Here is a 19280-nt window from a genome sequence, read left to right as displayed (position 1 = left end):
CTCGTCGGGGCACCGTCTCTCTCGGTGCCTGATCCCGTCGAGCTGGCGAACGATCGAGGTAACAGTATGTCGATTTCTCTGAGCGAAAGCGCGGCACAACGCGTGAGCGCTTTCATCGCAAACCGGGGCAAAGGCCTTGGGCTGCGTCTTGGCGTACGGACATCCGGCTGTTCCGGTATGGCGTATGTGTTGGAATTTGTGGATGATTTGAATGACGGTGATACGGTCTTTGAAGACAAAGGTGTAAAGGTCATCGTGGACGGTAAAAGTCTGGTCTATCTTGATGGAACCGAGTTGGATTTCGTCAAAGAAGGGCTGAACGAAGGCTTTAAGTTCAATAATCCTAACATTTCCGGCGAATGCGGTTGCGGCGAAAGTTTCAACGTCTGACCCCTCTTGGGTAGTGAGTGTGCTATCAATGAATGGCAAGCGCGACTACCCAGAACTCCCAGAGTACCACTATGGATTACTTTACGTTATTCGGGCTGCCGATTCGCTATGATGTGGATGGCGGTCTACTTGCCTCCCGTTTTCAGGATTTACAGCGGCAGTTCCATCCTGACCGTTATGCTGCCAGCCCCGATCGCGAGCGCATGCTGGCGGTGCAGCAGGCGGCGACGATCAATAACGCCTATCAGGCGCTCAAGCATCCGCTGAAGCGTGCGGAGTATATGCTGTCGCTGCACGGTTTTGATGTGAACAACGAACAGCATACGATGAAGGACACGGCATTCCTGATGGAACAGCTGGAACTGCGCGAAGAGTTGGAAGCGATCTCACAGCGATCCGATGCGGATGAGGCGCTGGCGGCCTTTGCTGAGCGGTTGCTGGCAACGATCGCCAAGCGCTGTTCACAGATGCGTGCTGAACTCGATAGTGAAACGTGGGCAGATGCCGTCGACACCGTGCGCAAACTGCGCTTTTTAGACAAGCTCCAGCAACAGGTTGAAGAACTCGAAGAACAATTGCTGGACAGATAACGGGTTAATCCGGTGAAAACCCCAATGGCGATTGCCATACAGGATTTTTACCAGCCAATTGATGGAAGCTCAATATGGCCTTATTACAAATTAGTGAGCCTGGCCTTAGCGCCGCGCCGCACCAGCGTCGCCTGGCTGTCGGTATTGATTTAGGCACCACCCATTCTCTTGTTGCCACTGTGCGCAGCGGCGAAGCGCAGACGCTGGCGGATAGTGATGGACGCGACCTGCTGCCGTCGGTTGTCCACTATCACCACGAGGGTCACAGCGTCGGCTGGCATGCGCGCGACAATGCTGCCCACGATCTGGAAAATACCGTCAGTTCAGTTAAACGCCTGATGGGGCGTTCTCTGGACGATATTCAGCAGCGTTACCCTCATTTACCCTATCGATTTCATGCCAGCGATAACGGCCTGCCGTTGATTCAGACGTCGGCTGGCAACCTCAATCCTGTACAGGTGTCGGCAGATATTTTGTCCGCGCTGGCTGCGCGGGCGGAAGCGGCGTTAGGCGGCGTACCGGATGGCGTGGTGATTACCGTTCCCGCTTATTTCGATGACGCACAGCGTCAGGGCACCAAAGACGCGGCGCGTCTGGCTGGGCTGCACGTCTTGCGCCTGCTCAATGAACCGACCGCGGCGGCAATTGCCTACGGGCTGGATTCCGGTAAAGAAGGCGTGATCGCCATTTACGATCTGGGCGGTGGCACTTTTGATATTTCCATTCTGCGCCTGAGCCGTGGCGTTTTTGAAGTGTTGGCGACGGGCGGTGATTCTGCGCTGGGCGGTGATGATTTCGATCATCTGCTGGCGGAGTGGCTGCGTGAGCAGGCGGGTATTCACGATCGTGACGATCGCCAGTTGGATCATGCCTTTCGTGATGCGGCGGTGAAAGCCAAGATTGCACTTAGCAGCGATGAGGCAGTGCGTGTAGATGTCGCAGGCTGGCAGGGCGATATCACCCGCGATCAGCTTGATGCGCTGATTGCTCCGCTGGTGAAACGCACACTGCTGTCCTGCCGTCGTACGCTGAAAGACGCAGGGCTGATGGCAGAAGACGTGCTGGAAGTGGTGATGGTGGGCGGTTCGACGCGTGTTCCACTGGTACGCGAGCAGGTGGGAACGTTTTTTAGTCGCACACCGCTGACCTCGATCGATCCAGACAAAGTTGTGGCGATCGGTGCCGCGATTCAGGCGGATATTCTGGTAGGTAACAAGCCGGACAGTGAAATGCTGCTGCTGGACGTGATCCCTTTGTCACTGGGGCTGGAGACGATGGGGGAACTGGTGGAGAAAATCATTCCGCGTAATACCACGATCCCGGTTGCCCGCGCACAGGAATTCACCACCTTCAAAGATGGTCAGAGCGGCATGATGATCCACGTCTTGCAGGGCGAGCGCGAAATGGTGGCGGATTGCCGCTCGCTGGCGCGCTTCTCGCTGCGCGGTCTGCCACCACTGCCTGCCGGTGGGGCTCACATTCGCGTGACCTTTCAGGTGGATGCGGATGGCTTGCTGAGTGTGACGGCGATGGAGAAGTCGACGGGCGTTGAGGCATCGATTCAGGTTAAACCGTCATACGGTTTGAGCGACACGGAAATTGCCACGATGATCACCGACTCGATGCTGAATGCGAAGGAAGATGTCGGCACGCGTCGTTTGGCAGAGCAAAAAGTGGAAGCGGCACGCGTGTTGGAAAGTTTACAAACTGCGCTGGTGGCCGACGCAGAATTATTGAGTCATGACGAACAAGGTCTGATTGTCGCGGCATCCGAACATCTGCATACGATGATGCAGGGCAGCGATCCCGTGGCAATTGAAGCCGCGATTAAAACAGTCGATCAACAAACCCAGGAATTCGCCGCCCGCCGCATGGACGCCTCTATCCGTCGCACGCTGGCAGGCCATTCTGTGGATGAGGTGTAACATGCCTAAAATAGTTTTTTTACCGCATCAGGATCTGTGTCCTGAAGGGGCGGTTTTGGAAGCGGAACGCGGCGAAAGTATTCTGGAAGTCGCCTTGCGTAACGGAATTGACGTTGAACATGCCTGCGAGAAATCCTGTGCCTGCACGACGTGCCATTGCATTGTCCGCGAAGGTTTTGACTCGCTGGCAGAAAGTACAGAAGAAGAAGACGACATGCTGGATAAGGCCTGGGGACTGGAGCCTGAAAGTCGTTTGGGCTGTCAGGCGCGTGTTGCCGGGGATGATCTGATCGTTGAGATCCCGCGCTATACCATCAACCACGCACGTGAGCATTAATCTGAATAGGGAGAAACCGCGATGGGATTAAAATGGACAGACAGCCGGGCTATCGGTGAAGCGCTTTACGATCAGTTTCCCGATCTCGATCCGAAAACGGTGCGTTTCACAGATATGCACCAGTGGATCTGCGAATTGGATGAATTTGACGATCGACCCGACGCCTCCAATGAAAAAATTCTGGAAGCGATCCTGCTGGTCTGGTTAGATGAAGCCGACTAAGCAATATGACGGAGTTACCTTGGGTGGCTCATTTTATTTCGTGACAAAATTCGTAACATTTGCATGTCATCATGCACCGTTTATTTATCTGCAAATATGAACATCACCTGCAAACATGAAAAGTGGCAGGAATACCCATTATTGGAGAAGCACTATGACGAACAATACCATGCTGGTTTCACTCTCCACTCAACCTGCTGACGCGCGCTGGGGAGAAAAAGCGACGCTGAGTGTGAATGAGCAGGGCTTTACCATTCATGTTGGGGCGACGTCGCTGAATGACAAAGCTGCCTTGGCAACGATCCAGCGTGCCGCCCGCAAAATTGATGGGCAGGGGATTAAACACGTTACGTTGGCGGGGGAAGGCTGGGATCTGGCAAACAGCTGGGCATTCTGGCAGGGATATCGCGGGCCGAAAGGGCAAAGAACGGTTGAATGGGCGGAACTGAACGACGCTGACCAGAAAGAATTTAATGACCGACTGAAGATTGTGGACTGGGTACGTGACACCATCAACCTGCCTGCTGAAGATCTGGGGCCAGAGCAGTTGGCAACCCGAGCGGTCGACTTGCTGTGTGACGTAGCCTGTGATGCGATCAGCTACCGTATCACCAAGGGTGAAGATCTGCGCGAACAGAATTATGCCGGGCTGTACACGGTCGGTCGCGGTTCTGAACGTCAGCCAGTGCTACTGGCGTTGGACTATAACCCGACGGGTAACCCGGATGCACCCGTGTTCGCCTGCCTGGTGGGTAAAGGCATTACGTTTGATACCGGCGGCTACAGCCTGAAGCCCAGCGGGTCCATGGATTCCATGAAATCGGATATGGGCGGAGCGGCCACCCTGACTGGCGCATTGGCGCTGGCGGCGTCACGCGGCTTGCAACAACGTGTGAAACTATATCTGTGCTGCGCAGACAACATGGTGAGCGGCAATGCGTTCCGTTTGGGCGACATCATTCGCTACCGCAACGGTAAAACGGTTGAGGTAATGAACACCGACGCGGAAGGGCGTCTGGTGCTGGCGGACGGCCTGATCGATGCTTCCGAGCAGAATCCGCAGTGGATTATCGACTGTGCGACGTTGACTGGTGCAGCGAAAATGGCGCTGGGTAACGATTACCACGCGCTGTTCAGCTTCGATGACGCGCTGGTGGCAGCATTGCAGGAAAGTGCGAAAGAAGAAAACGAACCGTTCTGGCGTCTGCCGTTGGAAGAGTTCCATCGCAGCCATCTGCCGTCCAGCTTTGCGGATCTGAACAACATTGCCAGCGGTGCACACACCGCAGGTGCCAGCACGGCAGCGGCTTTCCTGTCGCACTTTGTGAAAAATTACCAGCAGGGCTGGCTGCACATCGACTGTTCCGCGACGTACCGTAAAGGCGCGGTAGATCAGTGGGCGACAGGCGCGACGGGGCTTGGTGTTCGCACATTGGCGAATCTTCTGCTGAGCAACGCCAAATAGTCGATTCCGGTTTATCTGCTATTTACAGAATGTGTTGAGAAATAAAGCCGAGCCTCAACGCGTCGGTTTTTAACGTAATCATGTTGAGGAAAGTATGGAGTTTTCGCCACGTAACAAACTGGAAGAAGTGCTGATTCTGGCCGCAACGGAGCCAGCACATCGCCCTGAGTTTTTCAGTGAACTGATGGAAGCGACGGTGTTTGTGCTGGGCAGTACCGATGACGGCGATCAATCCGGTGAAGTGGTATTGCATGCGGGCAGTAATGTGAACATCCAGCACTGGGAAAAAGACGATGGTTCATCCGCCATTCCCTTCTTTTCTTCTCTGGAAGCGTTACAGAGCGTGATTACGGAAGAAGCGCCTTTTCTGGCTCTGCCAGTGCGGTCGTTGTTTGAAATGACGCAGGGCGTCACGTTGTTCCTTAATCCTAAGCTGCCGTATGGCAAAGAATTTTTGCCGCAGGAAATTGAACATATTCTGTCCGGCGAAGGCAATGGTTTTGTTCAGCAGCGCGTTGTTGAAGAAAATATGGAGGTGATGCTGAGTCAGCCAGCCGAGATGCCAGCACAAATGATTGACTCCCTGACACAGTTGTTTGCCAAGCATCGCCAGGTAAAACGGGCGTTTCTGGCACAGATTCAGGAGCCGGGCGAAGAACAGCCGCATCTACTGATTGGGATTGATGCCGATCAGGATGAAGAAACCATCATCCGTGAAGCAGGCAGCGTCGCCAGCGATACGTTACCGGACGAACGCCCTGTCGATCTGTGTCTGGTGAAAGAAGGCGAATCGGGCATCAGCCACTACATGATTAAGCACACCACGCCGTTTTACGAGCGTAAATGGGGCAGTTTCCTGCGGGAGTTTAAGGCCACCGGCAACGCCTGATAATGGGTGTCAATTTGATACAGGCAACGGCGGATTACGCTTTTTCCGCTGTTGCCTGCAACAGCAGTAAATCAATCAGCATCACCAGATTCGATTCAAATGAGCTAATCTCACCGGCTTCCGCCGCATAGTGAACCGCATCATCGTAGAGCCGGAAGTGCAAATCGGCTAACTCGCCTAACGAATTCAACGACGCGCGAGTAAAGGCGATCACCTTCATGCCAATGTTTTTGGCAATACGCGCTTTATCCAGCACCTGTTCCGTTTCCCCACTGCGGGAAATAGCGATAAACACCTGATACTTTGGTGCGTTATTGAGAAAAATACCTCGGCTGTCTCCTAGCCCGGAAGAGAACGCGTCTTTCCCCAGCACCTGAAGTTTCTTCGCCAAATATTCGGCAAATAAATGGGAAAACCCTGCGCCATACAGGAAAAAGTGGCTTTCCTGCCTCAGGATAGCGCTGAAAGCGGCTCTATCCTGATGGCTAATGTAGGCAAACGTGCGCTGATAGTTGTCGATAAAATGCTGGAAAGCACCAGGAAGCGAGGCATCATCGGGCGTGACGATAGGCGAGGGAGCCAGACGCGGATTATCCGTGAGCAGCGTTTTGCAGTGATAAATGAATTCACTGTAGCCGCTAAAGCCGATTTTCTGGCATAGCCGCATGATCGTCGCCGTCGACACATAGGTTTTCTGCGCCAGTTCCCGCACCGTGATTTTGCCTATCAGCGATGAATGTTCGGCGATAAAAGCCAGCACGCGGTATTCCGCACGCGTCAGTGCCTGACCGTGCTGCATTAAGGATGCCAGCCGATTATCCACCTGTTACTCCTGACCGATTCTTGCCAGACAGACCCTGATATGTCGAACGAAACTAATCACGCGCAATCGGCACATCACCGCGGCTACCCCAGTCGCTCCACGAACCATCATACAGTGTCACATTCGGGACATTTAACTGCGTCAGTGCCAGCACGACGACGGACGCTGTCACACCGGAGCCACAGCTGGCGACGATGGGACGAGTGAAATCCACACCGTGCTTATGCAGAATGGTTGCCAGTTCGGCATTGGGCTTTAGCGCACCGTTATTCACCAAATCGGTCCACGGTACGTTCAGGCTACTGGGAATATGGCCGCGATGCAGGCCGGCTCGCGGCTCATCCACTTCAGCATGAAAGCGTGGAGCGGGGCGGGCATCGACAATCTGTTCTGATTTATCTCGGCAGATGGAAAGCACTTCATCGCGTGATCGAATCGCGTTTTCATCCAGCGTAGCATGAAACGTGACGGGCTCACGCGTCACGTCGCCTTGTTCCAGCGGCAGGTTCTGCGCTTTCCAGCCTGCCAGACCGCCGCTCAGGATCGAAATGGATGTCGCGCCGAAGGTATGTAGCATCCACCACGCACGCGGCGCGGAAAAGAGGTTGCCTTCATCGTAAATCACCAGATGCTGCTGATTATCGATCCCCAATTCGCCCATCGCGCGGGCGAAATCTTCGCGTGTCGGCATCATATGCGGCAGATCGGTGCTGTGATCGGACAGCGTTTCAATATCAAAAAAAACCGCGCCAGGCAGGTGACCGGCGCGGTATTCGGCATGAATATCACGGGTGGCGTTACCCGGAGGCAACATGCGGGCGTCAATAAGCGTGATGCTGCTGTCATTCAGGTGGCTGGCAAGCCAGTCTGCGGAAACAAACCGCTCATGAGAAACGGGCAAATCAGAAGACGATGCTGACATAGATCCTCCACATTGGGGCCGACGAATTCGACCCCGAATCTATCATTGGTGTGCAATGATAGATTCATTGTCAGCGATTTTCCCTTATCCGACAAGTCTCAGATTATTGGGCGATACCGTCTCTATATGCTTGTTTTAATTGCGGCCAGTAATCCTGATTGGCTTCAATCATTTCGTCCAGAATCGCTTTGGCGTGCTGCATGGTCGGCACAGTACGGTTCAGGGTAAATGCCTGCAACGCCTTCTCGTAGCTGCCTTCCAGCGTGGCTTCAACCAGTAATTGTTCAGACGCTAACTGCTGTTCCAGCAAGGCACGATGGAACTGCGGGGCATTCCCCATGCGCACGGGCTCTGGCCCCTGAGCGGTGATATAAGCCGGGACTTCCACCATCGCGTCATAGGGTAGATTAGCGATGGCACCTTGGTTTTCGACGATCACCAGATGGCGCTGACGCAGATCGAACGCCAGCGAGCAGGCGACATCAACGATGAACGAGCCGTGCACGCCAACGTGGAACGCATCCGACAGAATACCGGTTTCCTTGTAGCTGGCCGCTGCCGCAAACAGCTTCTTCTCACGCCCGTCCATTACTTCATTAGCGCGCGTGTAGTCAGGATCCTGATGCTCAACGATCTGGTTCGGCATCAGGTAGTACTGCAAATACGGATTCGGCACGAATTCCGGGAAATGATCCATGATCGGTTTGATGTTGCGCCAGGTTTTTACCCACGACGGATCGGCGTGTTGTGGATCAGTGTCCGCGGCATCTGCGGTCAGCAGGCCGTAGCGGGCGATGTGCTGGCGCAGTTCCGGCATACGATCGACGCCGTCGACCAGTACGCGGGTAAACCAGCCAAAGTGATTCAACCCGAAATAATCCACCGTAATGTCGTGTCGATCGACGCCCAGCACAGCAGCGATGTTACGCATCGCGGCAACCGGCATGTCGCAGATATTCAACACGCGGGCGTTAGGACGCAGACGACGCACGCCTTCGGCGACAATGGCCGCAGGGTTGGAGTAATTGACGATCCACGCTTCTTTATGTGCATAGCGCTCAACCAGATCGATCAGTTCAGCCATCGGTAGAATGGTACGCAGGCCGTAGGCCAGCCCGCCGGGGCCACAGGTTTCCTGCCCGACGACGCCGTGGCGTAGCGGGATTTTTTCATCCTGCTCGCGCATTTTGTACTGGCCGACGCGCATCTGGGCAAAGACAAAGTGAGCGCCGGTAAATGCGGTTTCCGCGTCGGTTGTGACGGTAAAGATGATGCTGTCACTGTGGTCGCGAATCACCTTTTCCACCACCGGCGCGATGATGTCCTGCCGCTGGCCGTCGATATCATACAAACGAATCTCTGCCAGCGGGAAATCCGCAAGACGTACCATCAGACTTTTTACGATGCCCGGGGTATAGGTGCTGCCGCCACCGGCAATCGTCAGAATAAATGGGGGTTTCGTCATGGTCAGTCTCCTGTTAAAGCGCGTTTTCAACTGCTTCGCGTATAGTTTTGACGTGAAGTCCGTAAACCACCTGTACGTTGTTACCCTGTTGGATAACGGCTTTCGCACCGGTGTTCTTAAGCTGTTGTTCGTCTACCAACGTTGGGTCGATGAGCGTGACCCGCAGGCGTGTGTAGCAGTTATCCACCACCTCGATATTGGGCTTACCACCCAGCCCTGCGATGATGGTGGCTCCGACAAGTTGGGCATCACCTTTCACTGTGTCCTGCGTTTTTACCTGCCCCTCAGTCTTTGACTGATATTCAGTTTTAGAATAGAGACGCGTCTCTTCCTCATCGGTTTCACGCCCTGGTGTTGGCATGTCGAAATACAGAATGAGGAAACGGAAGACGAAAAAGTAAATCACCGACATAGTCAGCCCGACCGCGATGTACATCGGCCAGTTGGATTTCTCGATGCCCAGCGGCAGGTTATAAAGCAGGAAGTCGATCACGCCGTTGGCACCAATCGCGTGTACGCCCATGATGGAGAACAGCATCATCCCTATGCCGGTCAGTACGGCGTGGACGGCAAACAACATGGGGGCGACGAACAAGAAGGAGAACTCCAGCGGCTCGGTGACGCCCAGTAAGAAAGAGGTAAAGGCGGCAGGAATCAGAATGGCTTTGGCGGCCAGCCGTTTTTCTGGCTTCGCTGTCACGTACATCGCCAGCGCAGCAGCCGTCAGACCAAACATTTTACTGATGCCGCGAGCATCCCAGACCACGGTTGAACTCAACTGTTTGACATCCTGACAGGCCATTTCAGCAAAGTAGATGTTGCGTGCGCCCTGATACAGTTTGCCACACACCTCTGTGGCTCCACCCAGCTCGGTATACAGGAACGGGGTATAGACCAAATGATGCAGCCCGGTGGGGATCAGGATGCGTTCCAGAAAGCCGTAAATCGCAATGCCAACAGGGCCTGCACCTTTGATGGCAAAGGCCATCCAGGTGATACCATGCTGAGCAAATGGCCACAGGGTGCTCATTGCAAAGCCCAGCGCAATCGCTAACGGAATAACCAGAATGGCGACGAAGCAGTGACCGGAATAGATCGCCATGACGCCGTTAAACTGTTTACTGGAATAGCGGTTATACAGATAGCCTGCGAATCCACCGATCAAAATACCGGCGAAAACGCCCATTTCCAGCACCTGAACGCCCAGCACCATACCTTGCCCAGCGGCGCGCATGTCTGCGGCTGGTACAAGTTTTCCCTGTAATTGCAGCGTGATATTCATAGCATTGATGAAGATGATGAACATCACCAGACCGATCAGCGCGGCATAGCCTTTGTCGCGCTTCGCCAATCCGATAGGAATCCCGACGGCGAACACTAACGCGAGGTTAGCCAGAATCGCCACGGCAGATTTGGAAACCAGTTGACCAAAATCTTGAATCAAGGGGTGATTAAGTAAAGGGACATAGCCCGCTAAATTACCGTTACCGAACACATTCCCAAATGCGATGAATAACCCGACAATCGGGAGTATCAGCACTGGCCCATACAGGGACTTGCCGAAATTTTGCAATGCATTGACCGCTCTTTTCATTATCAGCCCTCTAACTGGCCATTATGGTGGGTACAGCAGCAAGGCTAGCAGTGAATGACAAAGAGATTCCAGTTATCTTATTGTTTTAAAAACAAATAACCTATAACGTTACAAGTAACCTTCAGAACTGTGATCGCCGATGATTTGTTACATTCTGCACAGGGGCGGCGGGGGGCGAAAAAGTGCGATGGGTAATCGTTAATGGAGAGAAAAAAAGAGGTAATGTTTTTTTAATAAAATGTTATCTCCTTGGTAGGCAATAAAGGCCAGTACCCCTATAATTTCCGCCACTTTCACTGGCCGGGTATACAATTCTTATAATCCGGCTGCAATCTGATAGTTTAGTTAATGAGGCCAATATGACGATAGAACGTACCTTCTCCATCGTAAAACCTAATGCGGTTGCCAAGAATGCCATTGGTGCGATTTACGCACGTTTTGAAAGCGCTGGTTTTACCATCGTTGCGGCTAAAATGCTGCGCCTGAGCCGTGAACAGGCGGAAGGTTTCTACGCAGAGCATAAAGGTAAGCCATTCTTTGACGGTCTGGTTGAATTCATGATGTCTGGTCCGATCATGGTGCAGGCGCTGGAAGGTGAAAATGCCGTCCAACGTAACCGTGACATCATGGGGGCCACCAACCCAGCGAACGCGTTGGCGGGAACGCTGCGTGCTGATTACGCGGACAGCTTCACGGCGAACGCGGTACACGGTTCTGATTCTATCGAATCTGCTCAGCGTGAAATTGCTTATTTCTTCAGCGATGATGAAATCTGCCCGCGCGCGTAAATGAAATAAGGTTACGCACGATAAATTTTTGTGTGTAATCACTGGTTAGCCTCTGTCATATTGCCCTTTTTTCACCGAGTCAGTGCGCGACATTGATGCAATGACACAGAAAAAAAGCGGTGATGGTAGCTTACCTGTTTTAAACTTTGTACAATGCTGCGCCCCGGACGAGCCTGCACTTGCCCGGGGCATTTCTTTGGTCATTACCATCGAATTCAACCCTCTTTTTAGCGCCATAACGTGTAACAACGAGGCCAGGATCTATCAATGTCTAAGCAAATCGTGTCTGAGTCTGAAACTATCGTGTCTGAATTCTCCCCAGCATCTGCTGATGCTTCTCAATCCGTTAAAGCCAGTGCGGAAAAAATTAACCTGCTTGATCTTAACCGCCAGCAAATGCGCGATCTTTTCGTATCGATGGGAGAGAAGCCGTTCCGTGCCGATCAGGTTATGAAATGGATGTATCACTACTGCTGTGATGACTTCAACCAGATGACGGATATCAATAAAGTCTTCCGTTCCAAATTGCAGGAAATCGCTGAGATTCGTGCGCCCGAAGTGGTGGATGAACAACGCTCTTCCGACGGCACGATTAAGTGGGCGATTTTGGTAGGTGGTCAACGGGTTGAAACGGTTTATATCCCAGAAGAAGATCGTGCCACGCTGTGCGTGTCCTCTCAGGTCGGCTGTGCACTGGAGTGTAAATTCTGTTCAACGGCACAGCAGGGATTTAACCGTAACCTGCGCGTATCGGAAATTATCGGCCAGGTGTGGCGCGCAGCGAAGATCATCGGCGCTTTTAAAGTCACCGGTCAGCGTCCGATCACCAATGTAGTGATGATGGGAATGGGCGAGCCATTGCTGAACCTGACTAACGTGGTACCAGCGATGGAAATTATGCTGGATGACTTTGGCTTTGGTTTGTCTAAGCGTCGTGTGACGCTGTCCACGTCTGGTGTGGTGCCTGCGTTGGATAAATTGGGCGATATGATTGATGTTGCGCTGGCGATTTCTCTGCATGCGCCGACCGACGATATCCGTAACGAAATCATGCCGATCAACAAAAAGTACAATATCGAGATGTTCCTGAGCGCGGTGCGTCGTTATCTGGAGAAATCCAATGCGAATCAAGGCCGTGTGACGGTTGAATATGTGATGCTGGATCATATCAATGACGGTACCGAGCATGCGCATCAACTGGCCGAATGCTTGAAAGATACGCCGTGCAAGATCAACCTGATTCCGTGGAATCCGTTCCCTGGTGCGCCGTATGGCCGCAGTTCAAACAGCCGCGTTGACCGCTTCTCCAAGGTGCTGATGGAGTATGGTTTCACGACGATCGTACGTAAAACGCGTGGGGATGACATTGATGCTGCTTGCGGTCAGTTGGCCGGTGAGGTTGTAGACAGAACCAAGCGTACGTTGAAGAAGAAAATGGCCGGTGAACCTATCGCGGTGAAAGCGGTCTGATAACGAATGGCGCGAGTTAATGTTAATGTGTAAGTGTTAACCCAACGTCTTGCCGCCGATGTCGTTTCACTGAGGTTATTTTCAGGGCAACGGTGAACAAATTGCGAGGCGTGCCGCGTTGTTGTGAGGTCTGACAGCCACTCTGTTCATATTCAGGTAACCTCTCCGTCAGGAATGACAAGGCGAGGGAACGGGGATGGCGAAATTTTTATTGCAGGGGCTGTGTTTGTTACAGGGAATAGCGTTAGCACCGCTGAGTAGCGTGTTTGCGTTGCTGCTGCTAGTGGGGTGTGTGAAATCGCCTCAGGAGGTGACAAATCCAGCGCTCGCCCAAACCCGCTTACAACTGGGGTTGGCGTATCTGGCGCACAACGATCTGGATTCAGCGCGGCAGAATCTTGAGAAGGCGGTAGCGATTGCTCCGCAGGATTATCGAACACAGTTGGGGATGGCGCTTTACGAGCAGCGGATCGGTGAAAACCGTCTGGCCGAACAGCGTTATCAGCAGGTGTTGAACATGGCGCCGGAAAATGGCAGCGTCATGAATAATTACGGTGCGTTTCTGTGTAGTTTAGGGCAGTATGTAGCGGCGCAGCGACAGTTTAGTGCGGCTGCACAACTTCCTGATTACAGTCAGGTTGCTGATGCGTTGGAAAATGCGGGATACTGCTTTTTCAATGCTGGGCAGATTGAGGACGCACGTCATTTATTACGTCGGGCGCTGAAATATGACCCGAAGAAAGGCATCGCATTGCTGGCGGAAGCAAATCAACAATTTTCTGCCGGAAAAAGTGAGCAAAGGCGACTGCTGATTGATATTTATCAGCATAGCCTTCCGGCCAGTGCCGAAAGTTTATGGTTACAGATTCGTTTCGCCGCGTTAGCAGGCCATGATGGCGATAAAGAACGTTATGGCAACGTGCTGGCGCGAAGTTTTCCACAATCTAAACAGTACCAGCATTTCTTAGCTAATGAATACTGAAGCCACCCAAAATACAACAGAAGCAAAACTACCCGGTGAACGTCTGCGTGAGGCGCGCGAACGCCTTGGGCTGACTCAGCAAACTATTGCCGAGCGTTTGTGCCTTAAAATCACCACCGTTCGTGATATCGAAGATGGTACGGCCCCTGCCGATTTAGCGCCGACCTTTCTGCGCGGCTATATCCGTTCTTATGCCAAGCTGGTTCATTTACCCGAAGATGACCTGCTTCCCATCGTGGATAAACAGGCTGTGCCTAAAACGATCTCGGTTTCGCCGATGCAGAGTTTTTCACTGAAAAAAAACCGCAAAAAGCGTGATGGCTGGCTGATGACCATCACTTGGCTGGTTGTGCTGGTTGTTCTGGGGCTGACGGGAGCATGGTGGTGGCAAAATCATCAGGCTCAACAAGCAGAGATCAACAGCATGGTTGATCACGCCAGTTCGATGCAAACGCAAACGGAAGGGCAGTCCGTTGCGTTGATGGACAACAATGCTCCGCAGGAAACCGCTACGCCGGGCTCCTCAACGGCACCTTCTTCAACGCCAGTCGATCTTTCTGCCACCCTCGCGGCGACACCCTCAGCGATGCCTTCTTCTACAACTGCCCCTTCTGCTGCACCGTCCAGCCAATCATCTTCACCGGCAGATGCGGTACAGCCGCAAGCTGCGGGTAATACCTTGCTGGGCGCTGGGGCAATCGCACCTGCTGCTACGGTCGCGGAGAGCAACCCAGTGTCTGCCACCCATGCATTGGTCATGACCTTTACGGCGGATTGCTGGTTGGAAGTCACGGATGCGAGCGGTAAGAAGCTGTTCAGCGGCATGCAGCGTAATGGCAGCACGCTGAATCTGGATGGTCAGTCACCTTATAAACTTAAAATTGGTGCGCCAGCTGCGCTACAGATCCAATTTCAAGGCAAGCCGGTCGATTTAAGCCAATTTGTGCGCAGTAGTCAGGTTGCACGCCTGACGCTGACGGCCGAATAATATGTTGTTCAAGTAAGACTGCAATGTTGGAGATGAAGTAATGCATAACGCTGCACCCATAACCCGTCGAAAATCAACACGGATTTACGTCGGCAAGGTGCCTGTTGGTGATGGCGCGCCGATTGCGGTGCAATCCATGACCAACACTCGAACCACCGACGTTGAAGCCACCGTCAACCAAATTAAAGCGCTAGAGCGTGTTGGTGTCGATATTGTCCGCGTCTCTGTACCCACAATGGACGCGGCGGAAGCCTTTAAGCTGATCAAACAGCAGGTAAATGTCCCGCTCGTTGCCGACATTCATTTTGACTACCGTATTGCGCTGAAAGTCGCAGAATACGGTGTCGATTGTCTGCGTATCAACCCCGGTAATATTGGTAACGAAGAGCGTATTCGCTCGGTTGTCGACTGTGCGCGTTACAACAATATCCCGATCCGCATTGGTGTTAACGGCGGCTCGTTGGAAAAAGATTTACAGGAAAAATACGGTGAGCCAACACCGGAAGCGTTGCTCGAATCGGCAATGCGCCATGTCGATATCCTCGACCGTCTGAATTTCGATCAGTTTAAAGTCAGCGTCAAAGCCTCGGATGTTTTCCTCGCGGTGCAATCTTATCGCCTGCTGGCGGCGCGTATCGATCAGCCGTTGCACCTTGGTATCACTGAGGCCGGTGGTGCACGTAGCGGTGCGGTGAAATCAGCTATCGGACTTGGTCTGCTGCTGTCTGAAGGCATTGGCGACACGCTGCGCATCTCGCTGGCGGCCGATCCGGTTGAAGAAGTGAAAGTGGGCTTCGATATTCTGAAGTCACTACGCATTCGTGCTCGCGGAATCAACTTCATTGCTTGCCCGACCTGCTCTCGCCAGGAATTTGACGTGATCGGTACGGTGAACGCACTGGAACAACGACTGGAAGATCTCATCACGCCAATGGATGTCTCAATTATCGGTTGCGTGGTGAATGGCCCCGGTGAAGCGCTGGTGTCTACCATTGGTGTTACGGGCGGGCACAATAAGAGCGGCTTCTATGAAGACGGCGTGCGGCAGAGAGAGCGCTTCGATAACGAACAGATGATCGATCAGTTAGAAGCCAAGATTCGCGCGAAAGCCTCCATGATGGACGAAAATCAGCGTATTACCGTCAATCTGGTGGATAAATAATTTTGCAAGGCATGGCGGTATGCCGTCGCCTGTATAATTCACGACTCCTGAACCCGATGGGGGATGTCCCGCATTGAAGATGCGACGACAATCCTTCTATAATCGGGTTTATTTTTTGAAAAACGCATAGAGAACTGACGTGGCAAAAAATATTCAAGCCATTCGCGGCATGAACGATTACCTGCCAGCCGAAACGGCATTGTGGCAGCGTATTGAAAACAGCCTGAAACAGGTGCTCAGTAGCTATGGTTATAGTGAAATTCGCACACCGATTGTTGAGCAGACATCGCTGTTTAAACGTGCTATCGGTGAAGTGACCGATGTCGTCGAAAAAGAGATGTATACCTTTGACGATCGTAACGGCGACAGCCTGACATTGCGTCCTGAAAATACTGCATCTTGCGTTCGCGCGGGGATCGAACACGGTATTCTCTATAATCAGGAACAGCGGTTGTGGTATATCGGGCCGATGTTCCGCCATGAACGTCCGCAGAAAGGGCGCTATCGCCAGTTTCATCAGTTGGGCTGTGAGGTTTTTGGTCTGCAAGGGCCGGATATTGATGCCGAACTGATTCTGATGACAGCCCGCTGGTGGCGAGTGCTAGGCATTGCCGACCACGTGAAGCTGGAACTGAACTCGATTGGTTCGTTAGACGCACGTGCTCGCTATCGTGAAGCGCTGGTGGCATTCCTCGAACAGCATAAAGATCAGCTCGATGAAGACTGTTTGCGCCGGATGTACACCAATCCGTTGCGCGTTCTGGATACCAAAAATCCACAGATTCAAGCGTTGCTGAATGATGCGCCAGTACTGACGGACTATCTGGATGACGAATCGCGAGTACACTTTGAGGCGCTGGGTGAACTTTTAACGCAGTCTGGTATCCCATATACCGTTAATCCGCGTCTGGTTCGTGGTTTGGATTACTACAACCGCACCGTATTTGAGTGGGTGACAACCAGTCTGGGCGCGCAGGGCACGGTCTGTGCCGGTGGGCGTTATGATGGTATGGTGGAGCAACTGGGCGGACATGCGACGCCAGCGGTCGGTTTTGCGATGGGTTTAGAGCGTCTGGTTCTGCTGGTGCAGTCTGTAAACCCAGATTTCAAACCACAGCCAAGCGTAGATGCTTACCTGATTTCTTCCGGTGCGGGAACGCAGGTTGCTGCAATGCAACTGGCGGAGAAATTACGTGATGCGCTGCCGCAGTTGAAACTGATGACCAACTACGGTGGTGGCAACTTTAAGAAACAATTCGCCCGTGCTGATAAATGGGGCGCACGCGTCGCATTGGTATTAGGCGAAAATGAAGTGGCGGCTGGTCAGGTTGTGGTTAAAAACCTGAACAATGGGGAACAGGATACATTGGCACAGGCCGACGTCGCGTCGCGGCTGGCAACGTTACTGGATTGAGGAGAGAGACACCGTGGAAGTCTATACCACAGAGAATGAACAGGTTGATGCACTTCGTCGTTTCCTCGCGGAGAACGGAAAGGCGCTCGTTGTCGGTGTTGTATTGGGCGTGGGTGCTCTGGTTGGCTGGCGTTTCTGGCAAAGTCATCAGAATGACAGCGTGCAGGCAGCATCGGCGTCTTATCAGCAGGTGACGGAGCAATTGGCCGAAGGCAAAGCTGAAGCGGTTGCTGCAACAGAGAAATTTACGGCTGAGAATAAGAATGCCTATGGCACGCTGGCTTCTCTGGAACTGGCGCGTCATTATATTGATCAGAAAGATTTTGCTAAAGCAGCACAGCAACTGGTACAGGCACAGTCACAGACTAAAGATGCCGATCTGCTGGCGGTAGTGAATCTGCGTCTGGCGCGGATTCAGCTACAGGAAAACAAAGCGGATGACGCGCTGAAAACATTGGATGCCATCAAACAGGAAGGCTGGGCGTCACAGGCAGCGGAAGTTCGTGGCGATATTCTGGTGATCAAAGGGGACAATCAGGCTGCGCGTGATGCCTACAACAAAGGGTTGTCTTCCAATCCATCGCAGGCACAGCAAGCGTTACTGCGCATGAAACTGAATAACCTGTCCAGCTAAGAGGAATTCCATGCAATTGCGTAAAACACTGTTGGTAGGACTGGTTTCTGTTGCCCTGCTGAGCGGATGCTCGCTGTTTAACAGCGAAGAAGATGTTGTCACTATGTCTCCACTGCCGCAGGTGGAAAACCAATTCACGCCAACCAAGGTGTGGAACAGCTCGGTTGGGAGTGGTATTGGTGAGTTTTATTCCAATCTTCACCCAGCCTGGCAGGATAACCGCGTTTTCGCTGCCGATCGTCGTGGTACTGTCAAAGCGATGGATCTGAGTGACGGTAAAGAGATTTGGCGTGCCGATCTCTCCGAGAAGACTAACTTCTTCTCTCGCAATAACCCTGCACTGCTGTCTGGCGGCGTAACGGTTTCGGGCAATCATGTCTATGTCGGCAGCGAAAAGGCGCAGGTCTATGCGCTGAATACTGAAGATGGTACGCCGGTATGGCAGGCGAAAGTGGCAGGTGAAGCGCTGTCCCGTCCTGTTGTCAGTGATGGTGTGGTGCTGATTCACACCAGCAACGGTATGTTACAGGCCTTGAATGAAGCGGATGGCGCAATCAAGTGGAGCGTCAATCTGGATATGCCGACGCTGTCTCTGCGCGGTGAATCTGCTCCGACAACCGCATTTGGTGCAGCGATTGTCGGCGGCGACAATGGTCGTGTGAATGCCGTAATGATCAATCAGGGTCAGCTCATCTGGCAACAGCGTATTTCACAGCCGAGTGGCGCTACCGAAATTGATCGTCTGAACGATGTCGATACAACACCCGTTGTTGCGGGCGAAGTGGTATACGCACTGGGTTACAATGGCAATATGACCGCGCTGGATCTGCGCTCTGGTCAGGTTCTGTGGAAGCGTGAACTGGGTTCCGTGCATGATTTCATCATTGACGGCGACCGCATCTATTTGGTCGATCAGGACGATCGCGTTGTTGCGTTGAATACCAACGGTGGCGTGAGCCTGTGGCGTCAAAGCGATCTGCTGCACCGTAACTTAACGGCACCAGCGCTGTATAACGGTTATCTGGTTGTGGGCGATGCTGAAGGGTATCTGCACTGGCTGAATACGGCAGATGGTCGCTTCGTGGCGCAGCAAAAAGTGGATAGCTCAGGCTTCCTGAGCAAGCCTGTCATTGCCAGCGACAAGCTGTTGATTCAGGCGAAAAACGGTGATGTCTACGCGTTCACTCGCTAAGTAATACCGTATCGATTTGGAGCGCAGC

19 protein-coding genes are annotated in these 19280 nt (G+C 52.9%); 15 read left to right on the top strand and 4 right to left on the bottom strand.

Annotated elements, in window-relative coordinates; all coding sequences use genetic code 11:
- The first annotated feature begins 66 nt into the window (after positions 1–66).
- From iscA to sseB, 7 genes are all read left to right on the top strand, one after another.
- Complete coding sequence (iscA, locus tag AACH44_RS14400; RefSeq protein ID WP_010307854.1) at positions 67–390, top strand: iron-sulfur cluster assembly protein IscA; 324 nt, start codon at positions 67–69, stop codon at positions 388–390.
- Positions 391–461: 71 nt separating this feature from the next.
- The gene (gene hscB / locus AACH44_RS14395) at positions 462–980 is read left to right on the top strand and encodes a co-chaperone HscB (RefSeq protein ID WP_338659305.1); all 519 of its coding nucleotides are present in this window, start codon (positions 462–464) and stop codon (positions 978–980) included.
- Positions 981–1054: 74 nt separating this feature from the next.
- A complete protein-coding gene (gene hscA / locus AACH44_RS14390) occupies positions 1055–2905 on the top strand; it encodes a Fe-S protein assembly chaperone HscA (protein ID WP_338659304.1) in 1851 nt (616 codons plus the stop codon).
- Position 2906: 1 nt separating this feature from the next.
- A complete protein-coding gene (fdx, locus tag AACH44_RS14385) occupies positions 2907–3242 on the top strand; it encodes an ISC system 2Fe-2S type ferredoxin (protein ID WP_011094753.1) in 336 nt (111 codons plus the stop codon).
- Positions 3243–3263: 21 nt separating this feature from the next.
- Positions 3264–3464 carry a Fe-S cluster assembly protein IscX gene (gene iscX / locus AACH44_RS14380; RefSeq protein WP_005970169.1) on the top strand — a complete coding sequence of 67 codons (201 nt, stop codon included), beginning with the start codon at positions 3264–3266 and terminating at the stop codon, positions 3462–3464.
- A 154-nt stretch (positions 3465–3618) separates the two neighbouring features.
- On the top strand, positions 3619–4929 hold the full coding sequence (gene pepB / locus AACH44_RS14375) for an aminopeptidase PepB (RefSeq protein ID WP_261847685.1): 1311 nt from the start codon (positions 3619–3621) through the stop codon (positions 4927–4929).
- 94 nt (positions 4930–5023) lie between these two features.
- Positions 5024–5818 (top strand): enhanced serine sensitivity protein SseB, encoded by a 795-nt coding sequence (sseB, locus tag AACH44_RS14370; protein WP_261847684.1) that lies wholly within the window; start codon positions 5024–5026, stop codon positions 5816–5818.
- Between the two features lie 34 nt (positions 5819–5852).
- On the opposite strand, the gene AACH44_RS14365 is transcribed toward sseB, so the two are convergent.
- The 4 genes from AACH44_RS14365 to AACH44_RS14350 form a co-directional block, all read right to left on the bottom strand.
- Entirely contained in the window at positions 5853–6641 is a 789-nt protein-coding gene (locus tag AACH44_RS14365) for a MurR/RpiR family transcriptional regulator (protein WP_261847683.1), read from the bottom strand.
- Between the two features lie 52 nt (positions 6642–6693).
- The gene (gene sseA / locus AACH44_RS14360) at positions 6694–7563 is read right to left on the bottom strand and encodes a 3-mercaptopyruvate sulfurtransferase (RefSeq protein ID WP_261847682.1); all 870 of its coding nucleotides are present in this window, start codon (positions 7561–7563) and stop codon (positions 6694–6696) included.
- Positions 7564–7666: 103 nt separating this feature from the next.
- The gene (locus tag AACH44_RS14355) at positions 7667–9028 is read right to left on the bottom strand and encodes a 6-phospho-alpha-glucosidase (RefSeq protein WP_261847681.1); all 1362 of its coding nucleotides are present in this window, start codon (positions 9026–9028) and stop codon (positions 7667–7669) included.
- Between the two features lie 13 nt (positions 9029–9041).
- Positions 9042–10622, bottom strand: coding sequence for a PTS transporter subunit EIIC (locus tag AACH44_RS14350; protein ID WP_261847680.1), 1581 nt, complete (start codon positions 10620–10622; stop codon positions 9042–9044).
- A 359-nt stretch (positions 10623–10981) separates the two neighbouring features.
- Here AACH44_RS14350 and ndk point away from each other — a divergent pair, with 359 nt between their 5' ends.
- The 8 genes from ndk (at position 10982) to bamB (ending at position 19252) form a co-directional block, all read left to right on the top strand.
- Entirely contained in the window at positions 10982–11410 is a 429-nt protein-coding gene (gene ndk, locus AACH44_RS14345; protein WP_014698955.1) for a nucleoside-diphosphate kinase, read from the top strand.
- Between the two features lie 267 nt (positions 11411–11677).
- The gene (locus tag AACH44_RS14340) at positions 11678–12880 is read left to right on the top strand and encodes a bifunctional tRNA (adenosine(37)-C2)-methyltransferase TrmG/ribosomal RNA large subunit methyltransferase RlmN (protein WP_261847679.1); all 1203 of its coding nucleotides are present in this window, start codon (positions 11678–11680) and stop codon (positions 12878–12880) included.
- Positions 12881–13076: 196 nt separating this feature from the next.
- Positions 13077–13862 carry a type IV pilus biogenesis/stability protein PilW gene (gene pilW, locus AACH44_RS14335; protein ID WP_338659303.1) on the top strand — a complete coding sequence of 262 codons (786 nt, stop codon included), beginning with the start codon at positions 13077–13079 and terminating at the stop codon, positions 13860–13862.
- A complete protein-coding gene (gene rodZ, locus AACH44_RS14330) occupies positions 13852–14850 on the top strand; it encodes a cytoskeleton protein RodZ (RefSeq protein ID WP_261847677.1) in 999 nt (332 codons plus the stop codon). The genes pilW and rodZ overlap by 11 nt, the downstream gene beginning before the upstream one ends.
- Before the next feature lie 40 nt (positions 14851–14890).
- Positions 14891–16012 carry a flavodoxin-dependent (E)-4-hydroxy-3-methylbut-2-enyl-diphosphate synthase gene (ispG, locus tag AACH44_RS14325; protein ID WP_014698959.1) on the top strand — a complete coding sequence of 374 codons (1122 nt, stop codon included), beginning with the start codon at positions 14891–14893 and terminating at the stop codon, positions 16010–16012.
- Between the two features lie 139 nt (positions 16013–16151).
- Positions 16152–17426 carry a histidine--tRNA ligase gene (hisS, locus tag AACH44_RS14320; protein ID WP_261847676.1) on the top strand — a complete coding sequence of 425 codons (1275 nt, stop codon included), beginning with the start codon at positions 16152–16154 and terminating at the stop codon, positions 17424–17426.
- A 13-nt stretch (positions 17427–17439) separates the two neighbouring features.
- The gene (locus AACH44_RS14315) at positions 17440–18060 is read left to right on the top strand and encodes a YfgM family protein (RefSeq protein ID WP_261847675.1); all 621 of its coding nucleotides are present in this window, start codon (positions 17440–17442) and stop codon (positions 18058–18060) included.
- 10 nt (positions 18061–18070) lie between these two features.
- Complete coding sequence (gene bamB, locus AACH44_RS14310) at positions 18071–19252, top strand: outer membrane protein assembly factor BamB (protein WP_261847674.1); 1182 nt, start codon at positions 18071–18073, stop codon at positions 19250–19252.
- Positions 19253–19280: the final 28 nt, after the last annotated feature.

The sequence above is a fragment of the Pectobacterium araliae genome, assembly GCF_037076465.1.
Classification (GTDB): Bacteria; Pseudomonadota; Gammaproteobacteria; order Enterobacterales; family Enterobacteriaceae; genus Pectobacterium; species Pectobacterium araliae.
The sequence above is the reverse complement of the archived record's forward strand: the minus strand, read 5'-3'. Positions and strand labels throughout refer to the sequence as shown.

Coding starts and splice junctions, on each gene's coding strand:
- hscB (WP_338659305.1), top strand. CDS start 462: ATGGATTACTTTACGTTATTCGGGCTGCCGATTCGCTATGATGTGGAT.
- AACH44_RS14355 (WP_261847681.1), bottom strand. CDS start 9,028: ATGACGAAACCCCCATTTATTCTGACGATTGCCGGTGGCGGCAGCACC.
- sseA (WP_261847682.1), bottom strand. CDS start 7,563: ATGTCAGCATCGTCTTCTGATTTGCCCGTTTCTCATGAGCGGTTTGTT.
- bamB (WP_261847674.1), top strand. CDS start 18,071: ATGCAATTGCGTAAAACACTGTTGGTAGGACTGGTTTCTGTTGCCCTG.
- ndk (WP_014698955.1), top strand. CDS start 10,982: ATGACGATAGAACGTACCTTCTCCATCGTAAAACCTAATGCGGTTGCC.
- pilW (WP_338659303.1), top strand. CDS start 13,077: ATGGCGAAATTTTTATTGCAGGGGCTGTGTTTGTTACAGGGAATAGCG.
- hscA (WP_338659304.1), top strand. CDS start 1,055: ATGGCCTTATTACAAATTAGTGAGCCTGGCCTTAGCGCCGCGCCGCAC.
- pepB (WP_261847685.1), top strand. CDS start 3,619: ATGACGAACAATACCATGCTGGTTTCACTCTCCACTCAACCTGCTGAC.
- sseB (WP_261847684.1), top strand. CDS start 5,024: ATGGAGTTTTCGCCACGTAACAAACTGGAAGAAGTGCTGATTCTGGCC.
- iscA (WP_010307854.1), top strand. CDS start 67: ATGTCGATTTCTCTGAGCGAAAGCGCGGCACAACGCGTGAGCGCTTTC.
- rodZ (WP_261847677.1), top strand. CDS start 13,852: ATGAATACTGAAGCCACCCAAAATACAACAGAAGCAAAACTACCCGGT.
- ispG (WP_014698959.1), top strand. CDS start 14,891: ATGCATAACGCTGCACCCATAACCCGTCGAAAATCAACACGGATTTAC.
- fdx (WP_011094753.1), top strand. CDS start 2,907: ATGCCTAAAATAGTTTTTTTACCGCATCAGGATCTGTGTCCTGAAGGG.
- iscX (WP_005970169.1), top strand. CDS start 3,264: ATGGGATTAAAATGGACAGACAGCCGGGCTATCGGTGAAGCGCTTTAC.
- AACH44_RS14340 (WP_261847679.1), top strand. CDS start 11,678: ATGTCTAAGCAAATCGTGTCTGAGTCTGAAACTATCGTGTCTGAATTC.
- AACH44_RS14350 (WP_261847680.1), bottom strand. CDS start 10,622: ATGAAAAGAGCGGTCAATGCATTGCAAAATTTCGGCAAGTCCCTGTAT.